The sequence below is a fragment of the Jeotgalibacillus sp. S-D1 genome (genome assembly GCF_004358665.1).
GTDB lineage: Bacteria > Bacillota > Bacilli > Bacillales > Jeotgalibacillaceae > Jeotgalibacillus.
Genome location: NZ_SMZR01000006.1, coordinates 92,240 through 114,425 on the forward strand (window position 1 = coordinate 92,240; position 22,186 = coordinate 114,425).

Genomic DNA, 22,186 nt, shown 5'->3' on the forward strand with positions numbered 1-22,186 from the left:
AAAGAGGAATTGGAGGAGCATGACAGTCCATTATTAAATCTAAAAAGGGTTGATGTTTACCGATTTGGGTATATGTAAATTATGCATTCATTAAATCATTCCAATTGAGACACTGGCAATATACAGCAGGTGATCTCTTTATCTACAGAGGAGGAAAACCAAATGAAACCTAAATTCAAAGTGTTCCACAACGATGAAACGTTAGAAGAAACGATTGGTAAACTTAGAAAAGACGGAGTTCGTGATGATGATATTTACGTGCTTTCCCATGATAATGATCATGTGCGCAGAAATAGAAAATCAACTGATGCAAATAAGATTGGCGTAAGTGAAACAGGTGTTGGCACTGCGTTGAAGAATGTTTTTCGCAGCAAGGGGGACAAGCTTCGCTCTAAAATGGAAGAGATGGGGTTTGAATCTGAAAAAGCAGATGAGCTGGAAGAAGAGCTGGATAAAGGAAAGACTTTGCTCGTTGTAGCGAATCAAGATAAAGTGGAATTTTAAACAACACCGCTCGCTTGTCGTTGAGCACCTTCAGCTAAAATGAACAAAAAAGGAAAATGGTTCTGCTTTTGCAGAGCCATTTTCCTTTTTAATTACTCCGTAAAATTATTGTGCAACTTCCTGACTTGTGGATTCTATATGCTGTTCTCCCCAGCTGCACATCGTGTCCAGAATAGGTTTCAGGGACCAGCCGTAGTCCGACAGGGAATAAACAACCTTCGGCGGTACCTGATCATACACTAAACGGTTAACCACACCATCTGCTTCCAGCTCGCGCAGCTGCTGAGTAAGCATTTTCTGTGTGATCGCCGGCATCAGCCGTTTCAGTTCACTTGTACGTTTCTCGCCTTTATCGAGGTGGCAGAGAATAACGACCTTCCATTTTCCCCCAATTACATCAAGCGTTGCTTCTACCGGTATATTATAAGCCATTCTTTAACTTCCTCTCTAAAATAGAATAACTTAGGATGATGATTTCCTTTTCTATTTCATGATCATACCACGGATTAAGAAGCTGTTAAAGTACTTTATGGGCTATACGTGCTTTTTTGATCCTATTAAATTATTCCATTTTATTGTTTGGTTATGTGAAGGGAACTTTAAGGTACCTATAGCACTTTAAAGTGCGTACTTCCCTTCGTGTTCTATACCCATCATAATAAAATCCAGAAAGCATCGCCAGGCGCCGGCGTGTATTTCGAATTCTCTATTTACACGAAAAAGGAGGAATTTTTTTATGAATTCTCATGCATATACAACGAACCAGACGCAGGCAAAGGGAGGATTACCTGCCCTTTTAGCGCTGGCCATCAGTGCTTTTGCTATAGGAACCACCGAATTTGTACCTGTAGGATTATTGTCTACCATAGCAGATAATTTAAGCATCTCGATTACGCTTGCCGGACTTTTAATTTCAGGATACGCCATGGGAGTGGCTTTTGGAGCACCAGTCCTAACCGCTTTAACGAGCAGAGTGAGCAGAAAGTCGTTGTTGATGTCTTTAATGGTCGTTTTTATTATTGGAAATGCTGTTGCCGCATTATCAACAAGCTATTCATTGCTATTAACAGCACGATTCATCACGGCTTTTTCACATGGAATCTTTTTTTCGATCGGTTCAACGATAGCGGCAGATTTAGTGCCTGCCCATAAACGATCCAGCGCAATTGCGTTTATGTTTACCGGGTTGACAGTGGCAACTGTTACAGGAGTGCCTCTTGGAACGTTTATTGGACAAGCCTTTGGCTGGAGAGCCACATTTTGGGGAGTGGCAGCTCTAGGGATTATCGGAATGATCGCCAGTGCCATCCTTGTTCCCAAAAAATTAAAGGAAGCACCGCCATCAAAATTCAGTGAGCAGCTGAAGATTCTCAGCAACGGAAAGTTATTGCTGGCTTTTTCAATAACTGCACTGGGGTATGGCGGTACATTTGTTGCCTTCACTTATCTGACTCCTTTGCTGGAAAACATCACTGGATTCAGTGCGAAGTGGGTTAGTATTATCCTGCTTGTTTATGGGATTGCTGTGGCAATTGGCAATATTATTGGCGGAAAGGCAACCAACAAGAATCCATTAAAAGCGCTGTTTTGGATGTTTGTCCTGCAGGCTGTGGTACTGGTGCTATTAACATTTGCTGCTCCATTTAAAACAGCTGGATTAATTGCTATTTTCCTAATGGGGTTATTTGCTTTTATGAATGTTCCAGGCCTGCAGATCCTGGTCGTCAATTTAGCTGAAAAGTATGTGCCATCCGCTGTTAATGTGGCATCTGCTCTAAATATTGCTGCGTTCAACGTTGGCATCGCCATTGGTTCCTTTGTTGGCGGGTTGATTGTGGATGGTATGGGTCTGATTCACACCCCCTGGATTGGAGCGATTATGGTAGCGGGTGCTGTAGGGTTAACAGCGTGGCTGCGCCGTTTAGAAATGAAATGATCCACAAAAAAAGCCGCGATGTAGGATAATCCACATCGTGGCTTTTTTTACATTTATGATCCAGGGTACAAAAAAGCACTCAATTAACCAGTGATTGGGATGCCTGGAGAGTTATTTTGGCGGTTTACAGGATTCCCGTTCGATAAGAGATGCTTTAAAGATGCTTGATTTGTCAAAGGGCTTTTCTTCAATTTGACAAATGAGCTGTTCAACCAAAGATGCTGCCATTTCAACTCTCGGGACATGCATCGTCGTTAGCGGCGGGGCGGTGTATTCGGTTAAGAGAACATTATCAAATCCAATGACTGAGACATCGTCTGGTACTGAAAGACCTGCAGCCCGCATCGCTTTAATTACCCCTAAAGCAATGACATCATTAAAACAGATTATTGCCGAGGGGAATTTTTCTTTTTGAGACCATTGTACGACAGCATCACTGCCGCTTTTTTCAGTAAAGCTGCCGTTGAAAATAAAGTCAGGGTGAACCGGTATATCCGCTTCTTTTAACGCAATCTTATAGCCGTTCAATCGTTCAATTGAGGCGTGGTTATCTTTATCTCCAGTAATAACAGCAATTTCTTTATGGCCGAGCTGAATCAGATAGTTTGCGGCATCTTTTCCCCCTTGTTCGTTTTGTAAAAATGGAATCGGAATGGAAGGAGGGGGGCTGCTCAAGTTGTTTTGATCGAACAATCCAACTATGTATCCGGCTGAGACAATTTGATCCACAATGCGTTGAACATTTGTCCAGCTGATGATCATTCCGGCATCAATGCTTTTTTCCCGGTACAGTTTCATAACAGCAGCAGAATCTTTATGATCAGCCATTGTTACCAATACATTGTATCCTCTATCAGAACAGGCGCTGATCATACTGCCAATTACCACACTGTAAAAGAGATCATCAGAATAAATACGGTGTTTGGTGGTATCTTGAATAATAAAAAGACCGATTGTCTGAGTTTTTTTCTTCACGAGCCTTCTTGCAGAAACATTTGGATGATACTGATGTTCCTCTATAATTTTAAGTATGCGGTCACGCGTTTCTGGTCTTACTTGAGGTGATTTATTTAATACTCGCTGGACTGTTTTCCGAGATACTCCTGCAAGCTTAGCGATATCAAAAATATCCATTGTATCCTCCTACATGAATAACGGTTGGTTACATTTATTATAGCGGATGTCACCGAGAGTGAATACGCATCCCGTTTAGTGATCATCATTTTACAGCTATCCCAGTCAGCTGTCTCCCTGTATACTAAAATGGAAACATTAACGATAACAGCGCGGTGTAAACAGAACCATTTGTTAAAGATATAGTTTGACCTGATCGTAAAAATAGCAGATGTGCAAAGTTACTAGAAGAGCAGGATAGGAGGGTTTACATGTCTGATCACTCAAAGGAAGAGCTTCTTACTGGAGGCAATGTGTCAAAGGTGTATCGTTTGGGCAATACAGTCAGACGGGAAATGACAGAAAACAGCCGTCGGGTTCATGCACTGTTAAAGCATCTGGAGGCAAAAAATATTGAATTTACACCCCGGTTTCTGGGAATTGATGAGCAGGGAAGAGAAATCCTATCGTTCATTGAAGGGGAAGCGGGCAATTATCCGCTGAAAGACTATATGTGGTCAAGTGAAGCACTAGAGAAAATTGCCAAGATGCAGCGGAGATATCATGATGCCGTGAAGGATTTCGAAGTCGGGGAGTACTGGAAGCCCGTTGTTCAAACGTCCGATCAGGCAGAAGTGATCTGCCATAATGACTTTGCTGTGTATAATATGATTTTTGCCGATGGCATCCCAGTTGGCCTCATTGATTTTGATGTTGCTGGCCCGGGACCGGTATTGTGGGATATTGCTTATACTCTTTATACTTGTGTACCGCTGAGCCGTTTTTATTTAGTAGAAACAGGTGAAAAGTGTTTCTATCAATCGTCAAGTGATGCAAAACGCATAAAAGAGCGAATAAATCTATTTTTTGAGGCATATGGAATACAGGGTTCCAAAGATTGCCTGGACATGGTGCTTTTCCGTTTAGAAGATTTATGTAAAACGATAGAGAGTCATGCGAATGAGGGAGTGGCAGCCTTCCAAAAAATGAAGGCTGAAGGGCATATTGAGCACTATGTTCATGATATTAACTTTATACGAAAGCACCGGCATGAATGGGAAGAATAATGGCGCGGCCACTTTAAAAGGAGTCCGCGCCATCACTCATTTCTCATTTTGTATAATATACTGGAGACCATCATAGGTGGTGCTAAAGGTTAGGATGTCCCGGTCCAGACCGGTGAGGGACGTAGCCAAAGAGGGAGGAATTCCCACTAGTATGCACTGTGAGCCGATTAGGCTAATACAGTCAATCAGCTTTTGGAAAAGCCCTGTTAAGTTGCTTTCACCGATATAAACTTCACTTAAGTTCAGCAAAACATATTCCACCTGTTCAGAAGAGCATTTTACTAAAATATTCATGATCAGCTGATCAAAACGCTCTATATCAAACTCACCAATCAAAGGAAGTGCAATTGCATTGCTCCATACCCGCAGAACCGGGGTAGATAATGCATTAATGAACTTTTCCTTTTTATCTTCTTCCTCAGCTTTTGTTGTTACATCCATCAGCATGACCACATAACCATCTATCGGACCTTGCTCCTGCCTAATTGGAGTGATGACAATGTCAGCAACAAATCGATCGCGAATCGTAATCCTCGATCGATGCATCTCACTCAGTCCGCCCATCAATTTCTCCTGGTATTCGGGCCGGCGATGGAAATGATTCATATTTAAACCAATTAGTTCATCACTGTTTTTTAGGCCGTATAATGGTGCTACAACTGAAAGCAGCTCTTTTGCCTGTGCATTCATCCATACAATTGTGTAGCTGGCATAAGCAATTAAAATGGTTTCTCCAATGCTGTTCAAAGCATAAAGAGGAGAAATTCCTTCAGGAAGGATCGCATCACCGTTCACATTTTTCGCCCCTTAATATGTAATAGTATTAATTCTGTAAAAGTTGTTACATATTGTATAGTTAGTATAAACCAAATAAGGAAGATAGAAGATATTTAATGTCATAGATTAGGGATTTAATTTTAAAATCAACATAAAAACCCCCTAAAACAACTGCATACACTTGTTTTAGAGGCATTTTATTTTTTCCAAATTACTCAATCACTTCTATTTTAGACGCCAATACCAGCGGGAGAGGCGCATGTTCATAATCTCCCCGGTAGACACCTTTGACTTTTACGCGATCTCCTTCTTGAGGAGTGAATCCTGAGTCGTCCTGAATGACATACACCCCATATCCATGCTCTTCATTAACTGAAAGGCCAAATTCCGTTTTATCGCCTTTAGTGAGGATCAGATCGACTTCGCCTGTAATCGTAACCAGTGTTCCGGTCTCTACCTGCCCGCTTGCAGCTTGAACAAATGAAACAGCTATCGGTTCTTTTGATTGGGCAATCGGATTTTCCAGGGAAATTTCATATTCTTTCGTCAGATAAGAGGATTCCTCTGCTTTTTGTGCTGAAGTCAGTGCCTCATATAATAAGGTGCCGGGAATAATGAGCAGGATTAACACAACAAAATAAAGTAATCGCCTCATTTTCTCACCTCAATATTATGTTTGCCTAAAAAAACAATCAATCATATATATATGCTTTTGTAAGCCGCTTATGCCAAATCATCTAGGCACCTGCTTGAATTTCCTTACATATAGTATGGGAAATAGGTAAAAGTGGATGTGAAATCAGTAATGAAGTTCCGTCAAAAAAGAGCCATGTCCCTAAAAAAAAGTTTTTTTCTTTCATTTATTTTGTTTGTACTGTCCACATTATTCAGTATCTGGCTCATTGATAAAAAAATCGAGCCAAGCATTATGAGTATTGCAGAAACAAAGACTCACAATATTGCAATCCAGGCAATCAATGAAGCGGTCTCAGAGGAGATGAGCCAATCGATCGACATGGACGAATTAATTATTCTTCATGAGTCCGAGTCAGGCATGGGGTACAGTTTTAATCCCAAGATTTATAATCAGCTGGATTCTGAAGCGGGGGAAAGGATCCAGGCATTTCTGGAGAATGGCTATGCAAGCGCAGAAGATAAAAAGGAGGATAGTAAAAAACCGAAAAGCAATGAAAAAGAGGATATTATCTATTATATGCCTTTAGGTGTGACAACAGATAATTTACTTTTATCAAGTCTGGGACCGAAAATACCGATTCAATTTGAAACAGTTGGAAACGTGTCTACCACGATAAAAACAACTATGAATGAAAGTGGTATTAACAATACTTTTCTGGAAATTTTTCTGGAAATCGACGTCAGTATGAAAGTCATTATCCCGTCCCTGGAAAAGAATATTGAAGTAAGCAACTCAATAAAACTGGGAGATTTATTTCTGCAGGGAAATGTCCCCGAATATTATGGCCAAATGCCAATCATCGAGTCATCCAAGGAGAAATAAAACAAAACTGTCTGGAGTGTTAAAAGCTTCAGACAGTGCAGCCCGGCCTATGATAGTTTTCTTAGAGAAGAGACGGAAATTAATAAAAGGAGGCTTATATGAAGCGGAAAAAATGGAAGACACCAGTGCTCATATTACTTATATTTATCCTTTTTATTTTTGTAAATAACACATCTCTCCTGGTTGAGACCAATAATAGCCCATTCCTTCTTGCTCATCGAGGAGTTGGACAGACGTTTAGCATGGATGGAATCGAAGGTGATACATGTACAGCTGAGCGTATCTTTGAACCTGATCACACTTATTTAGAAAATACTATCCCCTCGATGGAAGCAGCATTTGAAGCAGGAGCTGATATGGTCGAATTCGATATTCGTCCGACAAAAGATGGCCAGTTCGCTGTGTTTCATGACTGGACGCTTGATTGCCGCACCGATGCGGTCGGAGAACCGGTTGAATATACGATGGACGAACTAAGGAAAATGGATATTGGCTATGGCTATACAGCAGATAACGGAGAAACCTTTCCATTTAGAGGAAAAGGAATTGGCTTAATGCCGTCACTGGAAGAGGTGCTCGAACATTTTCCGGACGAACAATTTTTAGTACATATTAAGAGCAACGAAAAGTGGGAAGGAAAGCAATTAGCCGAGTTTTTAGCTTCAAGGTATGAAAATGAGTTAAGCAGGATCGCGGTTTATGGAGGAGACGAACCCATAAGTGAACTAAAATCAATTATTCCTGAGATTCGGGTTATGTCACTGGCTGTCATGAAAGACTGCTTACTTCCCTATCTAGCTGTCGGCTGGACAGGCCATATGCCATCTTCCTGCGAAAACACGCAGCTGCATATTCCTGAAAAATTTGTTTCCTACATGTGGGGGTGGCCGGGGAAATTTATACAGCGCATGGATAAAGAGAATACCAGAGTAATTGTAGTGGCTGGCAGCGGGAAATGGTCGGAAGGATTTGACTCTGTGGAGGATATAAATCGTTTACCCGAAGATTATTCGGGGTGGATATGGACAAATCGGATTGATTTGATTTCTAAGCATCGGTGATGAATGGGCTCATGGGTTGCGGAGTAAGGGGGAGTTTCATCCTGACCCGCGGATTGAAGTCTTCCAGGCTGCGATTCGGGCACAAAACAAGCGGAACGCTCCGCTTCAGCCTTCGATTCGGACCCGGACCAGGTCGAGCCCAGACATCAATCCGCCTCCACACTAAAATAATGTATAATAAATAAAAAATGAACGCATTGAAGTGTCTCTTTAGAAAGGAGTCTGGCATTTGGATATAAAAGTGACCAAAAAATCAATTAAAGAAAAATGCGGTACGGCTTCTTTTAATCGGGGAGACGCTTTTTATCGAGCGGATAAAGTGAAGGTTACTCAACAGACGGACGATATTTGTGAAGCGGTTGTTTCAGGAAAAGAAGCGTTTTATGTAACGATTAAACGTGAAGTAAACCAGGGGTTCAGTGGTGCGTGCAGCTGTCCAAAGCTTGCTTCATATGATAAGGACTGTCAGCATATTGCGTCCGTGCTGATTTTGATAATGGAACAGCAGCTCCGTAGAAAGGGGACAGGCCTGCCATACAAAAAGGAAGGTTATTCAGCTTCTTCATCTGACAATGAACTGACAGATGGATTTATGACTTTATTTGATAACAGGAAAAATAAAGGAAGCGGACACCAGCTCCATTTTGAAAACAGAGAAAAAATTGATGCTGCCTTTATTCTGGTACCAATGACAATCGGGAAAGAAACGAACCTGATTGGGCTGGAGATGACAATTGAAGAAGCGAGTGTGCTTGATATCAGAACGTTTTTGACACATGTAAAGAAAGCGACACCCTATTTGCTTAGTCCTTCGTTCACCTATGATCCCCGTATGCATTGTTTTGACCGGGAATCGGACGATGTGATTCAACAGCTGATTCAAGTGACGCATGATGAAAAGGTATATCTGGATGCTGCCCCAAGTCTGTCTGATTATACGGTCAGTCCTAATCTGCTGCTGATTCCGCCGTCATCTTGGGAATCCTTAAAGCAGCTGTTTATCGAGGCGCCTTCGGTAACGCTCGAGTACCGCAGGAAATCATACGGGGGTCTCCAACTGTCTGACGAACTTCTCCCATTGCAATTTGTTATGACGAATTCCGAGACAGGCAGCAAGCTTCAGATCAATGGTTTGCAGCAAATTCTCCAGCTGCCTGTCTATCATGGTGTGTTAGTGGAAGGGAAATGGATCGAGCTGAAAAAAGAGGACAGCAGCCGGCTGCATGAGCTGAGTCAGATGCTGCATGCTTCAAAAACCAATCAAATCCCAATTGCTCCTGATCAAGTCGAACTGTTTCTTGATAAAGTTGTGCCTGGTTTAAAAAAACTCGGACAGGTCCAGCTGCCGGGGTATGGCGATGACAGATTTAAGAAAGCACCTTTATTGGCCAAACTGTATTTGGACAGGGTGAAAAGCCGTTTGCTTGCCAGTCTTGAATTTTGTTATGGAGACAGCATCATTAATCCTTTGGATGACTCGAAGTTTATGGCTAATTCGATTCATGTGAGAGAAAAAGAAAAAGAAGCGGAAATCATGCAGCTCATGGATGACAGTTCGTTTACCAAGACAGACAGCGGCTTTTATTTACACAATGAAGAGCTGGAATATAATTTCTTATATCATATTGTTCCAAAGCTTCAGCCTCTGGTGCAGATTTATGCAACTACAGCAATTAGAAACAGGATCTTCAGGGAAAATAACGGTCCTAAAATCAGTGTGAAGATAAAAAAAGAACGAACAAATTGGCTGGAATTTAAATTTGAAATGGATGGGGTTCCTGAAAGTCAGATCCGTCAGCTATTGGCTGCGATAGAAGAGAAAAGAAAATATTATCGTCTGCGGAACGGGTCTCTTTTTTCATTGGAGACAAGAGAAATACAGGAAATAAAACGATTTTTAAATGCCGTGCCCGTTCAGCCTGAAAATCTTGAACAGGGATTTGAGGTGCCGGTCGTACAGGGTCTCCGTCTGCTGGATTCTGTAGATGATCGAGATGCCTTTAAGCTGGAAGAATCATTTCGCCAGTTTTTAGACCAGCTTCAGCATCCCTCCCAATTGCAATTTGAAGTGCCTGAATCCTTGGAAGATGTGCTGAGGGACTATCAAAAAGATGGCTTTAAATGGATGAAGATGCTGGCAAGCAATGGATTTGGAGGCATTTTAGCAGATGATATGGGGCTTGGAAAAACACTGCAAAGCATCACATTCCTATTGTCCGAGCTGACGAATATCCGTCAGAATAAGCAGACTGCCCTCATCGTCTGTCCGTCATCTGTCATGTATAACTGGCTTCGTGAATGCATTCATTTTGCACCCGAAATTGAGGCAGTTGTGCTGGACGGAAGTGCGTCTGAGAGAAGCGATCTCCAAAAAGATTTGTCTGCGATCGATGTCATCATTACTTCCTATCCGCTGCTTCGGAGAGATATCAAGTGGTATGAAGCACAGTCATTCCATACTGTTATTTTTGATGAAGCACAGGCCTTTAAAAATCCGGTTACCCAAACAGCGAGGGCGGTAAAAAAATTAGAGGCGGTCCATCGTTTTGCGCTGACTGGTACACCAATTGAAAATTCAATTGAAGAGCTATGGTCCATTTTTCACGTAGTTTTCCCCGAACTGTTTCAGGGCTTGAAGGAATACAGCCATCTCTCAAGAAAAACGATTGCAAGACGTGTGCGCCCATTTCTGCTGCGGCGTATGAAAGAGGACGTACTTGCGGAGATTCCGGAAAAACTGGAATCGATTGAATCACTCGAATTGCTGCCCGATCAGAAAAAGCTCTATGCAGCTTATTTGGCAAAGCTTCGCCATGATACATTAAAGCACCTGGACAAGGATACCCTTCGAAAGAATCGAATAAAGATTTTAGCAGGACTGACGCGTTTAAGGCAAATTTGCTGTCACCCTGAGCTTTTTGTTGAAGGATATAAAGGGAGATCCGCTAAATTTGAGCAGCTTCTTCAGATTCTGGAAGAGTCAAGGACGTCAGGAAGAAGAGTATTGATTTTTTCCCAATTTACCAAAATGCTTGGTTTAATCGGGAAGGAACTAACGGTTCAAGGCCATCCTTTTTTCTATTTAGACGGCCAAACCCCTGCAGAAGAACGACTGGAAATTTGCAATCGGTTTAACGGGGGAGAGCGGGAATTATTTTTGATTTCCTTAAAGGCAGGAGGGACTGGGCTTAACCTGACTGGCGCTGATACAGTCATCCTGTACGATACCTGGTGGAATCCCGCTGTAGAGGAGCAGGCAGCTGACCGGGCACATCGAATGGGCCAGAAAAATGCCGTACAGGTTATTAAGCTGATCGCACGCGGAACTATTGAGGAAAAAATGAATGAACTCCAGGATAAAAAAAGACATCTTATTGAAGAACTGATTGAAAGTGATAAAAAGTCTTCCTCTTCTTTAACAGAAGAGGATATACGAGAGATTTTAATGATTTAACGAACAAAAGAGAGCAGCAGATTCATCTATCTGCTGCTCTCTTTGTCATGTATCAGGTTAATTGCTGCTCGGCAAATTCCCGGTATAAACCATGGCTCTCTACTAATTCCCGATGCGTGCCGACGCCGGTAATTTCACCGTTTTCGATAAAGATAATTTTATCGGAATCAACGATGGTGGAAAGTCTGTGAGCAATGATAAATGTGGTGCGGCCTTCCATAAGGCGGATGAGTGCTTCTTGAACGATGCCTTCAGACTGGCTGTCCAGGCTTGCAGTTGCTTCATCCATCATCAAAATCTTCGGATCACGCAGAAATGCCCGTGCGATTGCGATTCGCTGCCTTTGCCCGCCGGATAGCTTCACGCCGCGTTCTCCCACTTCTGTGTCCAATCCTTTGGGAAACTCTTTAATAAAAGGAGCTGCATAAGCCATTTCAGCTACCTGCCATAATTGTTCATCCGTAATGTCTTCTGGCGCTTCCAGTCCATAGCATAAGTTTTCACGGATGGTTCCTGTCATCATTGAACTGTCCTGTGATACATAGCCAATCTGACTGCGCCAGGAATTCATGGAAAGAGCCGTTATCGGTGTATTGCCAATAAAGATTCTGCCGTCTGTCGGTTCGTAAAAACGTTCAAGCAGCCCGAACATCGTTGTTTTTCCGCCTCCGCTTGGTCCTGCAAAAGCAATCATATCGCCGGGCTGAGCTTCAAAGGATACGTTCTTCAGGATGGGCTCATCTTCCTGATAGGCAAACGATACATTTTCCACCCGAACAGGCAGGTCCGTTATATCCATTTGCATACCTTCCTGCCCATCCTCCAGAGGCAGTTCGATTATGTCGATAATTCGCTCGGTTGCCCCTTTTGCTTTTTGCAGTTGGGTGAAAAACATAGCGAATGACGTGATTGGAAAGACGATTTGAAACAGGTATAAGAGAAAGGCGACAAGTGATCCGGTCGTCATGGAACCCTCCGCTACACGAATTCCGCCGTATCCAATGATCACCACAATGACTGCCATCATCACCAGGTAGATAAGCGGACCGATTAGGGCAAAGATGCGCATTTCCTTTAAGCCGTAAGTAAACAGCGTGTGAATGCCAGCCTTTCCTTTACTGCCTTCTGCTGTTTCCGCATTTGAGGCCTTCATTAACCGAATTTCACTTAATGTCTGCTGGATTTGCCCGGTAAAGACCGCCGTTTCATCCTGCAATCCGCGTGAAATTTTAGACATCTTATTTCCAAGCGGCACCATTATCCCAACAGTGACCGGTACCGAAATCAACATTAGCAATGTCATTTTCCAGTCCATGACAAGCAGGATAATAACTGCTCCAATAATGGTAATAATGCCGGTGATGAATTGGGGGAAATGCTGTGAGATTAAATCCTTTACAATACCGGTATCATTGACAACCCGGCTGACGGACTCGCCGCTCGCCTTTTGATCAAAATAACTTACTGGGAGGCGAAGGAGTTTGTGCCACATCATTTCACGCATTTTTGCAACAACCCGCTGTCCGGTATAAGCCAGCAGGTAAGTAGAAACGCCGTCCAACACGGCTTGAACGATAAATACAACGCCGATAAGCACAATCAGCCAGATGCTCAATGAATCTACTGAAAAACCATCTACCAGTTCTCTCGTAAGCAATGGAATAGTCAAACCGACAAGGGTAGTAATGATGCTGCCAATCAGACCGACTGACAAAGCGAGTTTAGGGATCTTAGTGGATAGGATGAGGGAGATAAAAGGTTTTATGCTATTTTGCTTTTGGGTCATGTAGGATCTCCTGTCTTCGTGATTTTGTTCTATCCTTATCATACCTCTTTTTTTAATTTTCATCATGTTTTAGATGACGAAGAAAAAGACTCCGGATGGCCCGAAGTCTTTTTACCATTAATAGATGGCTTCCTCTTTTCCAACCAGAGGCGCGTCCGCTTCTACCGTTTCAGGGTATTTGATTCCCATCCCAGTATTTAAGCCAATAACTGATTCATGACTCTTAATCCAGCCGCTTTCCCGAAGCTTGCGAATCGCTGCAAAGGTGGCCGCGCCTTCAGGACAAATAAAGGCGCCTTCTTTTTGTGCAATTAGCTGCTGTTCGGATAAGATCGTGTCATCATCAACTGCAATCGCACAGCCGCTTGTTTCGTAGATTGCTTCCAACACCAGAAAATCACCCAAAGCCTTTGGCACATTAATGCCAAAAGCGGACGTTTTTGAATCCTGCCAGAATTCGGATTCCCTTTTCCCTTCGTTAAATGCCTTGACAATAGGGGCGCAGCCCTCTGCCTGTACAGCCACAAGTCGCGGGAATTTATCTTTTTTAACCCAGCCCAATTCCATAAGCTCTTTAATAGCTTTATAAATACCAATTAACCCCACTCCGCCGCCAGTAGGGTAGACGATGACATCGGGCAGCTCCCAATCGAGCTGCTCTGCTATTTCAAGCCCCATCGTTTTCTTGCCTTCAATCCGGTAAGGTTCTTTTAAAGTAGAGACATCAAACCATCCATTTTCCTTCACAGAGCGTGCAACAATTTTGCCGGCATCACTGATGACCCCGTCTACAAGGTATAAATTGGCTCCGGAAATATAAACTTCTTTTCGGGTAATTAGAGGGGCGTCCAGGGGCATAACGATATGGCTTTTTATTCCGGCTTTTACTGCATAAAGAGCCCAGGCTGCTCCGGCATTTCCATTAGTCGGCATGGCAATTTCTTTGATGTTCAGCTCTTTGGCTTTCGATACGCCTACGGCTGATCCTCTGGCTTTAAATGAACCTGTGTGGATCAACCCCTCATCTTTCATCCAGACTGTTTTAATCCCATATTCTTCAGAAAGATTTTTCATTTCAATCAGAGGAGTCATCCCTTCCCCAAAAGAAGTGACATTCTCCTTGTTCTTAACCGGTAGTAGCTCATGATAGCGCCAAAGATCCGGCTTTCGTTTCACCAAAGTTTCCTTGGTTAGCTGGGCCTTGATGCCCGCGTAGTCGTAGCTGACTAAAAGAGGGGACCCGCACGCACATACATTTGCTTTCTCATCTGCTGAATAGGTGTTTTGACATTTGGGACAATATAAATGGGATACGAAACTATATGCCAAGCTATCTCTCTCCTCGCAACGATATGATTAAAAAATTTAAAATTCAGAAAAATATTCTATTAAAATACTAATATTCTAAATCCGATATGTCAACTAGGTTTTAATTTCTTTTATCCTTCAACGGCAAATGTTCGAGGTCTGGCTGCTTTATACCATTGATAGCACAAAATGGTGATAATGACAGCATCGATCAAGTCGCCTCCATAAAACATTAGCACGCTGCCGCTTTCCGCCTGGGATGCAGGAGTGCCAGCAGGCGGATTTGCGTATATGTATTTAGACAGAATGCCATGACCGGCTAATGCTATGACAAGCACTACGGTCCTATAAACATAGCTTGTTCGGTGCGGGGTGGGATCAATGTATATCATTGATGCTGTAAAAAGGTATCCTGCTATAAATACATGCAAGTGAATCACTACATGAAGAATAAGAGATTGGTGCATCATTTGATACAAGTCAGTCGTGTATAAAAGCCAAAGCCCGCCTATGTTGAGCACGGAAGCAAAAACAGGATCGGTCAGCAGCGAGGCGGGTTTTGTTTTGAGTAATCGTGACAGCCGCCTCGCGTAAGTTACAGGGAGTGTTCGCAAGATAAGGGTGACGGGCGCTGCTAACACCATAAGCAGGGGAGCGAGCATCCCAAGAAGTAAGTGACCCATCATATGGGCTGTGAAATCCATATGGGCTCTTTCTGCTAATGGACCGGCAACGGCTGCTGCAGCGCAAAGAGCACCCGCAGCAAACAGTCCAGTCCGGTAAAGAGGCCAAGGTTTATAGCGACGGTTAGACAGTAAAACAGCTGCACAGTAAAGCGCCATAACCAGCAGAAAAGGAACCCCTAATATGATCTGAGAAAGGATTCCCTCTGCTGCTTGATGAGTATGATGATGATGCATAAAAAGCCCGCCCTTCTTGTTATCGTTTTCTTTTTGTTCGGAACAGCAGGATGGAGCCGGCAATAATCATTATAAGGGCTGTGACATTCCAAACGATGTCGTACACGATGACATTGTCTACATAACGTATTTGATGAATCCCCATTACCTTATGCTGAATCGTCCCATCATAAAGCTGGAAGATCCCGGCGCCTGTCAACACGCCTCCCCACCATCGGGTCAGCCATAAGCCATTTCTTCTTCTTAAATCGGCAAACATAAATAAACCGCCGATTGTCGCTAACCAGCTAAAGGCGTGAAACAGCCCATCGGAAACCAGGCCAATATCAGTCGTCGATTTATCATAGAAATGGTGCCAATGCAGCAGCTGATGAAAGATCGTTTCATCAATAAAAGCAACTAAACCAAGACCAAATAAAAATCCTGACCACAAATTACGTGCGGAATAGTTCGACTGATCTCTCGTTACCATTTAAATTCCCCCTGTCTGGCTTCGAATTTCTTCTTTCAACATTTTCAGTATGTATCTCGTATTTCTTCCACTTTACCCCAAATCACCTTTTGTAATCGTATATACTTGTAAAGAAAAAAGATTTAAGCGCTCTCATAATCCTGGAGTACAATCTTCATTAAGTGCAGTTGAATCTTTTGAGAGGTGAGAAAATTGAACATTGATCGAGAGCAGCCGATAGAAGCGGCTAAGAAATTTATAGAAAAGAAATTTCCGAAGTGTAAGGGGGCTCTATTGGCAGGCAGTGTTGTGAGAGGAGAGGAAACGAGTACGTCCGACCTTGATATTGTTGTTTTTGATCCGACCATCGCTTCTTCATATCGGGAGTCATTAATGGAGTTTGGCTGGCCGATCGAGCTCTTTGTACACAATCTTCATTCCTACAAAAAGTATTTTGCCAGTGATTGCAAAAGGGCCACACCTTCAATGCCGCAGATGGTTGCAGAAGGGATTGTGATTAGAGATGAAGGGGCGGTTGCAGGAATTAAAGAAGAAGCAATTGTGTTGCTGGAAAATGGCCCAGCTAAATGGACGGAGGAAACAGTGCGGTTAAAACGTTATTTTATCACCGATGCTTTAGACGATTTTACTGGAAGTAAAAACAGATCTGAGGCGTTATTTATTGCGGGTACACTGGCAAGCTTAGTCAGTGAATTTATCTTGAGAACCAACCTGCAGTGGATAGGTGACTCGAAATGGATGGTCAGAGCGTTAAAAAAGTTTGATCGTAAAATCGCTGATGAATTTGTTTATGCATTTGACCAGTACTATACATTTGATCAAAAGGAATACATTGTGAGGATGACGAAAAAAAGCTTGGAACCGTATGGAGGTCTTTTATTTGCCGGATTTTCTTTAGGGAAGAGTTAAAAGGACTTTTGTTGCAGGTAAAACTAATTATTTTTCCGATTATTTCTTATTTTTCAGTAAAACGGGTATTGAAGTAGAGTGAAGAAATCTGAAAATAATTGGGAGGAACCGCTATGAATAAATTAACGAAAAAAATTATAACAGGATCAATTGTGTCAGCAGGAACTATTGCTGCGGTCGCGGGTTATAAGAAAATCAGAAGTGGTTCATCCGATGAGCCTGAATTTTTGGAAGATACAGATATGAGAAACAGCGCAGATGTAGATCAGGAAGAGAGTGTCGATGCTGATAAGGTGGAAGAAGAAGAGGGATTGACCAAGCTGGATTCCGTCTTTAAATCAGAATGGCAGGCCAATGGCTTCCCTCAGACCCATCAGGAAATGAAAAGGATGGAAGAGGAAGAAAAAGAATAACGATCCGGAGGCTGTTAGTGAGGTCACTCATTCCGAGTTCTTAAAACATATAAAGCTGCGGCTTTTTCTGTTGTTTACTTTCAAAGTCTATGGAGATGATATAAACGATGATAGGATACCTTCATTCGAGAGGGTATCTTTTTTAATGATTAAGTTAATTGCAGCGGAGAGGGGAGCTCAGCCGTATGTCCCACTAAAAGTCTTTGTCCGCAGCGGAAAGGACCGTTCCTCTTTCTTGAGATATCACTTATCATTTTCAATATATCGATCACTTTAGTGGATTTATCATACAACTTTTCTAAGATATCGATCATCTTTTCCTTTTTATCAATCATCCTGATCCTGATATCCATTTTATCGTACTTGTTTTGCATTATATCGAACACTTCTCAAGCTTTATCGATTATAAAATTGCATTTATCATTCATTCCCCGAGCCCCGCAGGTAAAAATTCAGCGATCACAAAACAGCCTGTCACCGCAATACAATACGGTAAAAACCCTGAAGACAAACTAGCCTGGGCTGGTTTGTTTTTTTGTCATCTGAATTTTCCAATTCATGTTAAAGTAAAAAGATAGAAAATATCACAATGATAAGGAAGTGAAACGCTGTGTTTCCGGAATTAACAACTCAAAGATTGCTGCTGAGAGAAATCAATGCAGAGGATGCTGAAGGGATCTACTCCTATTTATCAAACGAGGAGGTGATGAAATACTACGGGCGCGATACATTAAAAAATCTAAATGAAGCAAAAGAAATTACAGAAATATATTCAAAAAACTTTGAGGAGAACCGGGGGATACGATGGGGGATTGAAGTGCAGGATGCCAAGGGTATTATTGGGACTGTTGGTTTTCATAATATGCGCCAGCTGCACAAACGGGCTGAAATAGGCTATGAAATTCATCCGGACTATTGGAGGAAAGGGTATGCTTCTGAAGCGATATCCAAGGCTCTGTCTTTTGGGTTCCAAGAGCTTGATTTAAATCGTATTGGTGCGATCGTCTTTAAAGAAAACAAAGCGTCTGTGAACCTGCTGATGAAGATGGGGTTTGAACAAGAGGGAGTATTAAAAGAATATATGTACCAAAACGGCGAGCCGCATGATACATATGTTTATTCCTTGCTGAAAAACGCAAGGTGACGATAAAATGATCCGCGCCGGTTTTCCTTGCCGGGAGACCGTTTTTTTTTCAGCTGCAGGTGACGATCTGGCTGCTTGTTAAGCGAACAAAAAAGACAGTGATTCTAAATAGAAAAATGCTCTCACGAAAAATCAGTCGTGAGAGCATTCTTTATTCCAATCGGGAAAGTTTTATCTTAACGGCTTTCCATCCATCCCGGTTTTCCAAATCCTTCAAAGTCAGCATCAATCGTTTCTTCAAATTCATGAGACTCTACAATTTCCACGATATCTTTTGCCAGCTGGGAATCTTCATTTTCGGTTTTAACTGCCACGACGTTACGATATTCATCAGGCATATTTTCAAGCTCTAACGCATCTAAAAGATTCATATTGGCTGCTAATGCAAAGTTTCCGGGTACAGCAGCTAAATCAGAGCTTTCAACTGCTCGGGGAAGCCCGCCTGCTTCAATCGGCTGAAACTTAAGGTTCTTTGAATTTGTTTGAATATCGCGCTCAGAGGCGGTTAATTCAGGGGCGTCGGGGTCAAGCTCGATTAAGCCGTGATCCTGTAAAATTAGGAATGTACGCGCGGCATTCACAGGATCATTCGGAATCGCAATAGTTGCACCGTCCTCAACTTCCTCGAGAGTGCTATATTTATTCGAGTAAATGCCCATTGGAGCGGTTGGAACCTGTATGAGTCCTGTCAGCTCCATATTGTTTTCTTCAGAGAAATTTTCTAAATAGATGGTGTGCTGAAAAAGGTTGGCATCGATATTACTTTCATTTAACGCATTATTAGGCTGGATGTAATCACTGAATTCAACGATTTCCACCTTGTAGCCTTTCTCCTCCAGTCCCGGTACAATTGCCTGCTTTAGCATATCGCTGTATGGACCGGCTGTAGCTCCCAGTTTGATTGACTTGTCGTCGCCGCCAGATGAATCTTCATTTCCTCCGCATGCTGCAAGTATGGTAATAACCAATAAAAGAATTCCAAAAAGTCTTTTTTTCATTTCTTTCTCTCCTTTTTTATCGTTTATCGATTGCTTTAGATGTCCAGTCGCCGAGCTGCTGAATGAGCTGAACGAGAACGATTAAAATGACCACAGTCACGATCATGATCGTATTATCGTAGCGGTAATAGCCAAAGCGAATGGCTAAGTCTCCGATACCACCGCCGCCAACTACTCCAGCCATTGCTGAATAGGCGACAAGGCTGATAATTGTGAGGGTAACACCCTGCACGATGCTTGCTTTTGCTTCCGGAAGGAGAACATCAATTATGATCATCCATGGGGTGGCACCTACTGCAACAGCTGCCTCTATAACTCCTTTATCGATTTCGCGCAGGGAGGTCTCAACAATCCGGGCGAAAAAAGGAATGGCCGCAACCGATAAAGAAACACTGGCTGCTGCAGGACCGATTGTTGAGCCTGCTAAAATTTTTGTTAAAGGAATAAGCGCCACTAATAAAATAATAAATGGAATCGAGCGAACCATATTCACAACAAAACCAAATGTTGATTTTATGATTCGGTTTTCAAGAAACAGGCCTTTATCTGTAACGAATAGTAAAATGCCGAGCGGCAGCCCGATGAATATTGCTACAGTGAGAGAGATAGCAATCATGTAAAGGGTCTGGCCGAACGCCAGAAGTATTTCCGGACCGAGTGTCATCATATGAGCAAAATCAAATCCCATTAGTTGTCACCTCCACCTGTGCGCCTCTTTTTTCCATATAGGAAATGGCTTGATTAATATCCTCCTGCTGTCCTTTTAGTTCCATCAAAAACAGCCCGAGGGGACGATCCTGAATGTATTCAATCGATCCGTGCAAAAAGTTGCCCTTCACGTTAAATTGCTGAATTGTATCTGTAATAACACCCTCGCCAGCCACATCTCCTCTAAAAAGCACTTTGATAAGTCGGCCGGTACAGGCTTTTAAAATCGAGTCGGGTACATCAAATGAAACGACGGAGCTGATGAATTCTTTCGTCAGTTCCGTTTTTGGAGCTGAGAAGATATCATACACATCGCCTTCTTCTACAACCCTGCCGGACTGCATGACGGCCATGCGATCGCAAATTTCCTTCACCACATTCATTTCATGGGTGATCAGGACGATCGTTATGTTTAATTCGCGGTTGATTTTTTTCAATAAACGTAAGATAGCCAGCGTTGTGTTGGGGTCAAGCGCTGAGGTGGCTTCATCACAAAGCAGTACAGAAGGATCATTGGCAAGCGCCCGGGCAATTCCCACACGCTGCTTTTGCCCACCGCTTAGCTGAGCGGGATAGACATCCTTCTTGTCACTTAAGGAAACCATCTCCAGCAACTCATTCACCCGTCCCGTAATTTTGTTGTTCGGTGTATTGGCAGCCTTTAGGGCGAAAGCGATATTTTCCCCCACCGTCCTTTGGCTGATCAGGTAAAAGTGCTGAAAGATCATGCCGATCTTGAGCCGGGCTTTCCGGAGCTCCCTGCCCTTAAGTTTTGTAAGGTCAGTGCCGTTTATTTCTATTTGTCCGCTTGTCGGCTGCTCAAGTAAATTCAAACAACGGATGAGTGAGCTTTTTCCTGCTCCGGAGTACCCGACGATGCCGAAGACCTCACCTTCCTTGATGGAAAGCGTTACCTGATCCACGCCGGAAACGGTCCCTTTATTTGTTTTGTACACTTTTGATAAATCCTTAATTTCAATCATGGCAGTCTCCTTTTCACTCCTTTTTCAATTGCAGCCACTTAGCTCTAAGATGCGATAAGTGAAGCAGATCCGCTTGTTGCTAATTCGTAAGGGTGTTTTTTGTGCTCAACTATTTTTCAGGTTGTATCGTAAATTGTAAAGCTTAGGTTAATTGGAGCGGAAGGCGGGGACTCCAGCGGGATGCAGCGTGACAGGTGAGACCCCGCAGAGCTGCAAGCTCGAGGAGGCTCACAGCACGCCCCGCGGAAAGCCTCCGCCTGCAGCGGAAATTAACCGGTCCCCTTTAAGAAGCTTTTTATAGCCTTCTTTATGTCCAAAAAAAGTGCCTCCTTCATTAAGAAAGAGGCACCGAAAATGGATTCTGGTTTATCTTTCAGAATGAAAACATTCTGTAGGAATTGGCACCTTCCCATTTACTGGGGGTTGCCGGACGTCACAGGGCCTGTCCCTCGGTCACTCTTGATAACTTCCATATGCAATTGGATTACTAGGTTTAAATACTATAACGGTTTAGCCCTTGGTGTCAAAGGTTTTTTGAAAATTCTCAAATAAAGGATTAATAAGTGGTTATAAAAGGAAATATACATCCAATTCTAACCTTTATGTACTATCTTTTTCTATTATTCTTCATTAAGCAGCGAATGAAGTATCTTCAGCTTTTTCTCGTCCTTACCGCTATTTTTTGTCCTCCTGTACCCATCCTTCCATGACTGGCTATAAACATTGATATAGTCAGAGACTGTAAGGGTGTAATAGTGGGCTCCGGAGTCCTCCGTGAATGCCAGCAGGTTGAAATTCACTCCTGCAAAAGGAAGCAAATCCTCCATATAGGCAATGCCGATTTTTATTTTCTCTTTTCGAAACTCATGCTCATGCAAATCAGTCATTTTGTAACCCAGCTTCTCCATAATTCGAAGCAGTTCTTCCCATTTCTCTTCTAAATAGACCACCGGGACTAAAAGATCAATGTCCTGTGGTGAAAAATCCAGGCCGGTTACTCTTTGAAGGCCTAAAGAGCCGTATAGTACAGGGGTAATACCCAGCTCCTGATTAAACGTTCCAGCAACTCTAAGGAATTCCTCGTATAAATCTTTTTTGCTCATTGATCGATCCT

22 protein-coding genes and 1 riboswitch are annotated in these 22,186 nt (G+C 42.7%); of the genes, 9 read left to right on the top strand and 13 right to left on the bottom strand.

Features of this window, described 5'->3' with window-relative positions; genetic code table 11:
* The first annotated feature begins 162 nt into the window (after window positions 1-162).
* On the top strand, window positions 163-504 hold the full coding sequence (locus tag E2R51_RS16080; RefSeq protein WP_133378111.1) for a YflT domain-containing protein: 342 nt from the start codon (window positions 163-165) through the stop codon (window positions 502-504).
* 105 nt (window positions 505-609) lie between these two features.
* Here E2R51_RS16080 and E2R51_RS16085 read toward each other — a convergent pair whose 3' ends face one another.
* On the bottom strand, window positions 610-936 hold the full coding sequence (locus tag E2R51_RS16085) for a winged helix-turn-helix transcriptional regulator (RefSeq protein ID WP_133378112.1): 327 nt from the start codon (window positions 934-936) through the stop codon (window positions 610-612).
* 304 nt (window positions 937-1,240) lie between these two features.
* Between E2R51_RS16085 and E2R51_RS16090 the strand changes: the two genes are divergently transcribed.
* Window positions 1,241-2,440: an MFS transporter gene (locus E2R51_RS16090; RefSeq protein ID WP_133378113.1), complete on the top strand. Its 1,200-nt coding sequence runs from the start codon at window positions 1,241-1,243 to the stop codon at window positions 2,438-2,440.
* A 111-nt stretch (window positions 2,441-2,551) separates the two neighbouring features.
* Here E2R51_RS16090 and E2R51_RS16095 read toward each other — a convergent pair whose 3' ends face one another.
* A complete protein-coding gene (locus E2R51_RS16095) occupies window positions 2,552-3,574 on the bottom strand; it encodes a LacI family DNA-binding transcriptional regulator (protein WP_133378114.1) in 1,023 nt (340 codons plus the stop codon).
* A gap of 251 nt (window positions 3,575-3,825) precedes the next feature.
* Between E2R51_RS16095 and E2R51_RS16100 the strand changes: the two genes are divergently transcribed.
* Entirely contained in the window at window positions 3,826-4,620 is a 795-nt protein-coding gene (locus E2R51_RS16100; protein ID WP_133378115.1) for a phosphotransferase, read from the top strand.
* Window positions 4,621-4,656: 36 nt separating this feature from the next.
* Here the strand turns inward: E2R51_RS16100 and E2R51_RS16105 are convergent, their stop codons facing one another.
* Entirely contained in the window at window positions 4,657-5,415 is a 759-nt protein-coding gene (locus tag E2R51_RS16105; protein ID WP_133378116.1) for an STAS domain-containing protein, read from the bottom strand.
* Window positions 5,416-5,608: 193 nt separating this feature from the next.
* The gene (locus E2R51_RS16110; RefSeq protein ID WP_133378117.1) at window positions 5,609-6,052 is read right to left on the bottom strand and encodes a hypothetical protein; all 444 of its coding nucleotides are present in this window, start codon (window positions 6,050-6,052) and stop codon (window positions 5,609-5,611) included.
* A 132-nt stretch (window positions 6,053-6,184) separates the two neighbouring features.
* On the opposite strand from E2R51_RS16110, the gene yunB reads away from it, so the two are divergent.
* The 3 genes from yunB to E2R51_RS16125 all read left to right on the top strand — a co-directional run bounded on the left by yunB (window position 6,185) and on the right by E2R51_RS16125 (window position 11,431).
* On the top strand, window positions 6,185-6,916 hold the full coding sequence (gene yunB / locus E2R51_RS16115) for a sporulation protein YunB (RefSeq protein WP_133378118.1): 732 nt from the start codon (window positions 6,185-6,187) through the stop codon (window positions 6,914-6,916).
* A gap of 98 nt (window positions 6,917-7,014) precedes the next feature.
* Window positions 7,015-7,977: a glycerophosphodiester phosphodiesterase family protein gene (locus E2R51_RS16120; protein ID WP_133378119.1), complete on the top strand. Its 963-nt coding sequence runs from the start codon at window positions 7,015-7,017 to the stop codon at window positions 7,975-7,977.
* 229 nt (window positions 7,978-8,206) lie between these two features.
* Complete coding sequence (locus tag E2R51_RS16125; protein ID WP_133378120.1) at window positions 8,207-11,431, top strand: DEAD/DEAH box helicase; 3,225 nt, start codon at window positions 8,207-8,209, stop codon at window positions 11,429-11,431.
* A gap of 52 nt (window positions 11,432-11,483) precedes the next feature.
* Here E2R51_RS16125 and E2R51_RS16130 read toward each other — a convergent pair whose 3' ends face one another.
* The 4 genes from E2R51_RS16130 to E2R51_RS16145 form a co-directional block, all read right to left on the bottom strand.
* A complete protein-coding gene (locus E2R51_RS16130; protein ID WP_133378121.1) occupies window positions 11,484-13,217 on the bottom strand; it encodes an ABC transporter ATP-binding protein in 1,734 nt (577 codons plus the stop codon).
* Window positions 13,218-13,334: 117 nt separating this feature from the next.
* On the bottom strand, window positions 13,335-14,546 hold the full coding sequence (locus E2R51_RS16135) for a threonine synthase (protein ID WP_133378122.1): 1,212 nt from the start codon (window positions 14,544-14,546) through the stop codon (window positions 13,335-13,337).
* Window positions 14,547-14,656: 110 nt separating this feature from the next.
* A complete protein-coding gene (locus E2R51_RS16140; RefSeq protein ID WP_133378123.1) occupies window positions 14,657-15,445 on the bottom strand; it encodes a cytochrome c oxidase assembly protein in 789 nt (262 codons plus the stop codon).
* Between the two features lie 19 nt (window positions 15,446-15,464).
* Complete coding sequence (locus tag E2R51_RS16145; protein ID WP_133378124.1) at window positions 15,465-15,917, bottom strand: DUF2243 domain-containing protein; 453 nt, start codon at window positions 15,915-15,917, stop codon at window positions 15,465-15,467.
* Between the two features lie 198 nt (window positions 15,918-16,115).
* Here E2R51_RS16145 and E2R51_RS16150 point away from each other — a divergent pair, with 198 nt between their 5' ends.
* Both E2R51_RS16150 and E2R51_RS16155 read left to right on the top strand, forming a co-directional pair.
* Window positions 16,116-16,826: a nucleotidyltransferase domain-containing protein gene (locus E2R51_RS16150; RefSeq protein ID WP_483299955.1), complete on the top strand. Its 711-nt coding sequence runs from the start codon at window positions 16,116-16,118 to the stop codon at window positions 16,824-16,826.
* Between the two features lie 113 nt (window positions 16,827-16,939).
* Window positions 16,940-17,239 (top strand): hypothetical protein, encoded by a 300-nt coding sequence (locus E2R51_RS16155; RefSeq protein ID WP_133378126.1) that lies wholly within the window; start codon window positions 16,940-16,942, stop codon window positions 17,237-17,239.
* 149 nt (window positions 17,240-17,388) lie between these two features.
* Here the strand turns inward: E2R51_RS16155 and E2R51_RS16160 are convergent, their stop codons facing one another.
* Complete coding sequence (locus E2R51_RS16160) at window positions 17,389-17,613, bottom strand: hypothetical protein (RefSeq protein ID WP_133378127.1); 225 nt, start codon at window positions 17,611-17,613, stop codon at window positions 17,389-17,391.
* A 236-nt stretch (window positions 17,614-17,849) separates the two neighbouring features.
* Here E2R51_RS16160 and E2R51_RS16165 point away from each other — a divergent pair, with 236 nt between their 5' ends.
* On the top strand, window positions 17,850-18,383 hold the full coding sequence (locus tag E2R51_RS16165; protein ID WP_133378128.1) for a GNAT family N-acetyltransferase: 534 nt from the start codon (window positions 17,850-17,852) through the stop codon (window positions 18,381-18,383).
* Between the two features lie 176 nt (window positions 18,384-18,559).
* Here E2R51_RS16165 and E2R51_RS16170 read toward each other — a convergent pair whose 3' ends face one another.
* The 4 genes from E2R51_RS16170 to E2R51_RS16185 all read right to left on the bottom strand — a co-directional run bounded on the left by E2R51_RS16170 (window position 18,560) and on the right by E2R51_RS16185 (window position 22,175).
* Entirely contained in the window at window positions 18,560-19,381 is an 822-nt protein-coding gene (locus E2R51_RS16170; protein ID WP_133378129.1) for a MetQ/NlpA family ABC transporter substrate-binding protein, read from the bottom strand.
* A gap of 16 nt (window positions 19,382-19,397) precedes the next feature.
* The gene (locus E2R51_RS16175; RefSeq protein WP_133378130.1) at window positions 19,398-20,069 is read right to left on the bottom strand and encodes a methionine ABC transporter permease; all 672 of its coding nucleotides are present in this window, start codon (window positions 20,067-20,069) and stop codon (window positions 19,398-19,400) included.
* Window positions 20,059-21,072, bottom strand: a complete 1,014-nt coding sequence (locus tag E2R51_RS16180) for a methionine ABC transporter ATP-binding protein (protein ID WP_133378131.1) — start codon at window positions 21,070-21,072, stop codon at window positions 20,059-20,061. Before E2R51_RS16180 ends, E2R51_RS16175 begins: the two co-directional genes overlap by 11 nt.
* Window positions 21,073-21,435: 363 nt before the next feature.
* Window positions 21,436-21,541, bottom strand: a riboswitch (SAM riboswitch).
* A gap of 151 nt (window positions 21,542-21,692) precedes the next feature.
* Complete coding sequence (locus tag E2R51_RS16185) at window positions 21,693-22,175, bottom strand: hypothetical protein (protein ID WP_133378132.1); 483 nt, start codon at window positions 22,173-22,175, stop codon at window positions 21,693-21,695.
* Window positions 22,176-22,186 lie beyond the last annotated feature (11 nt).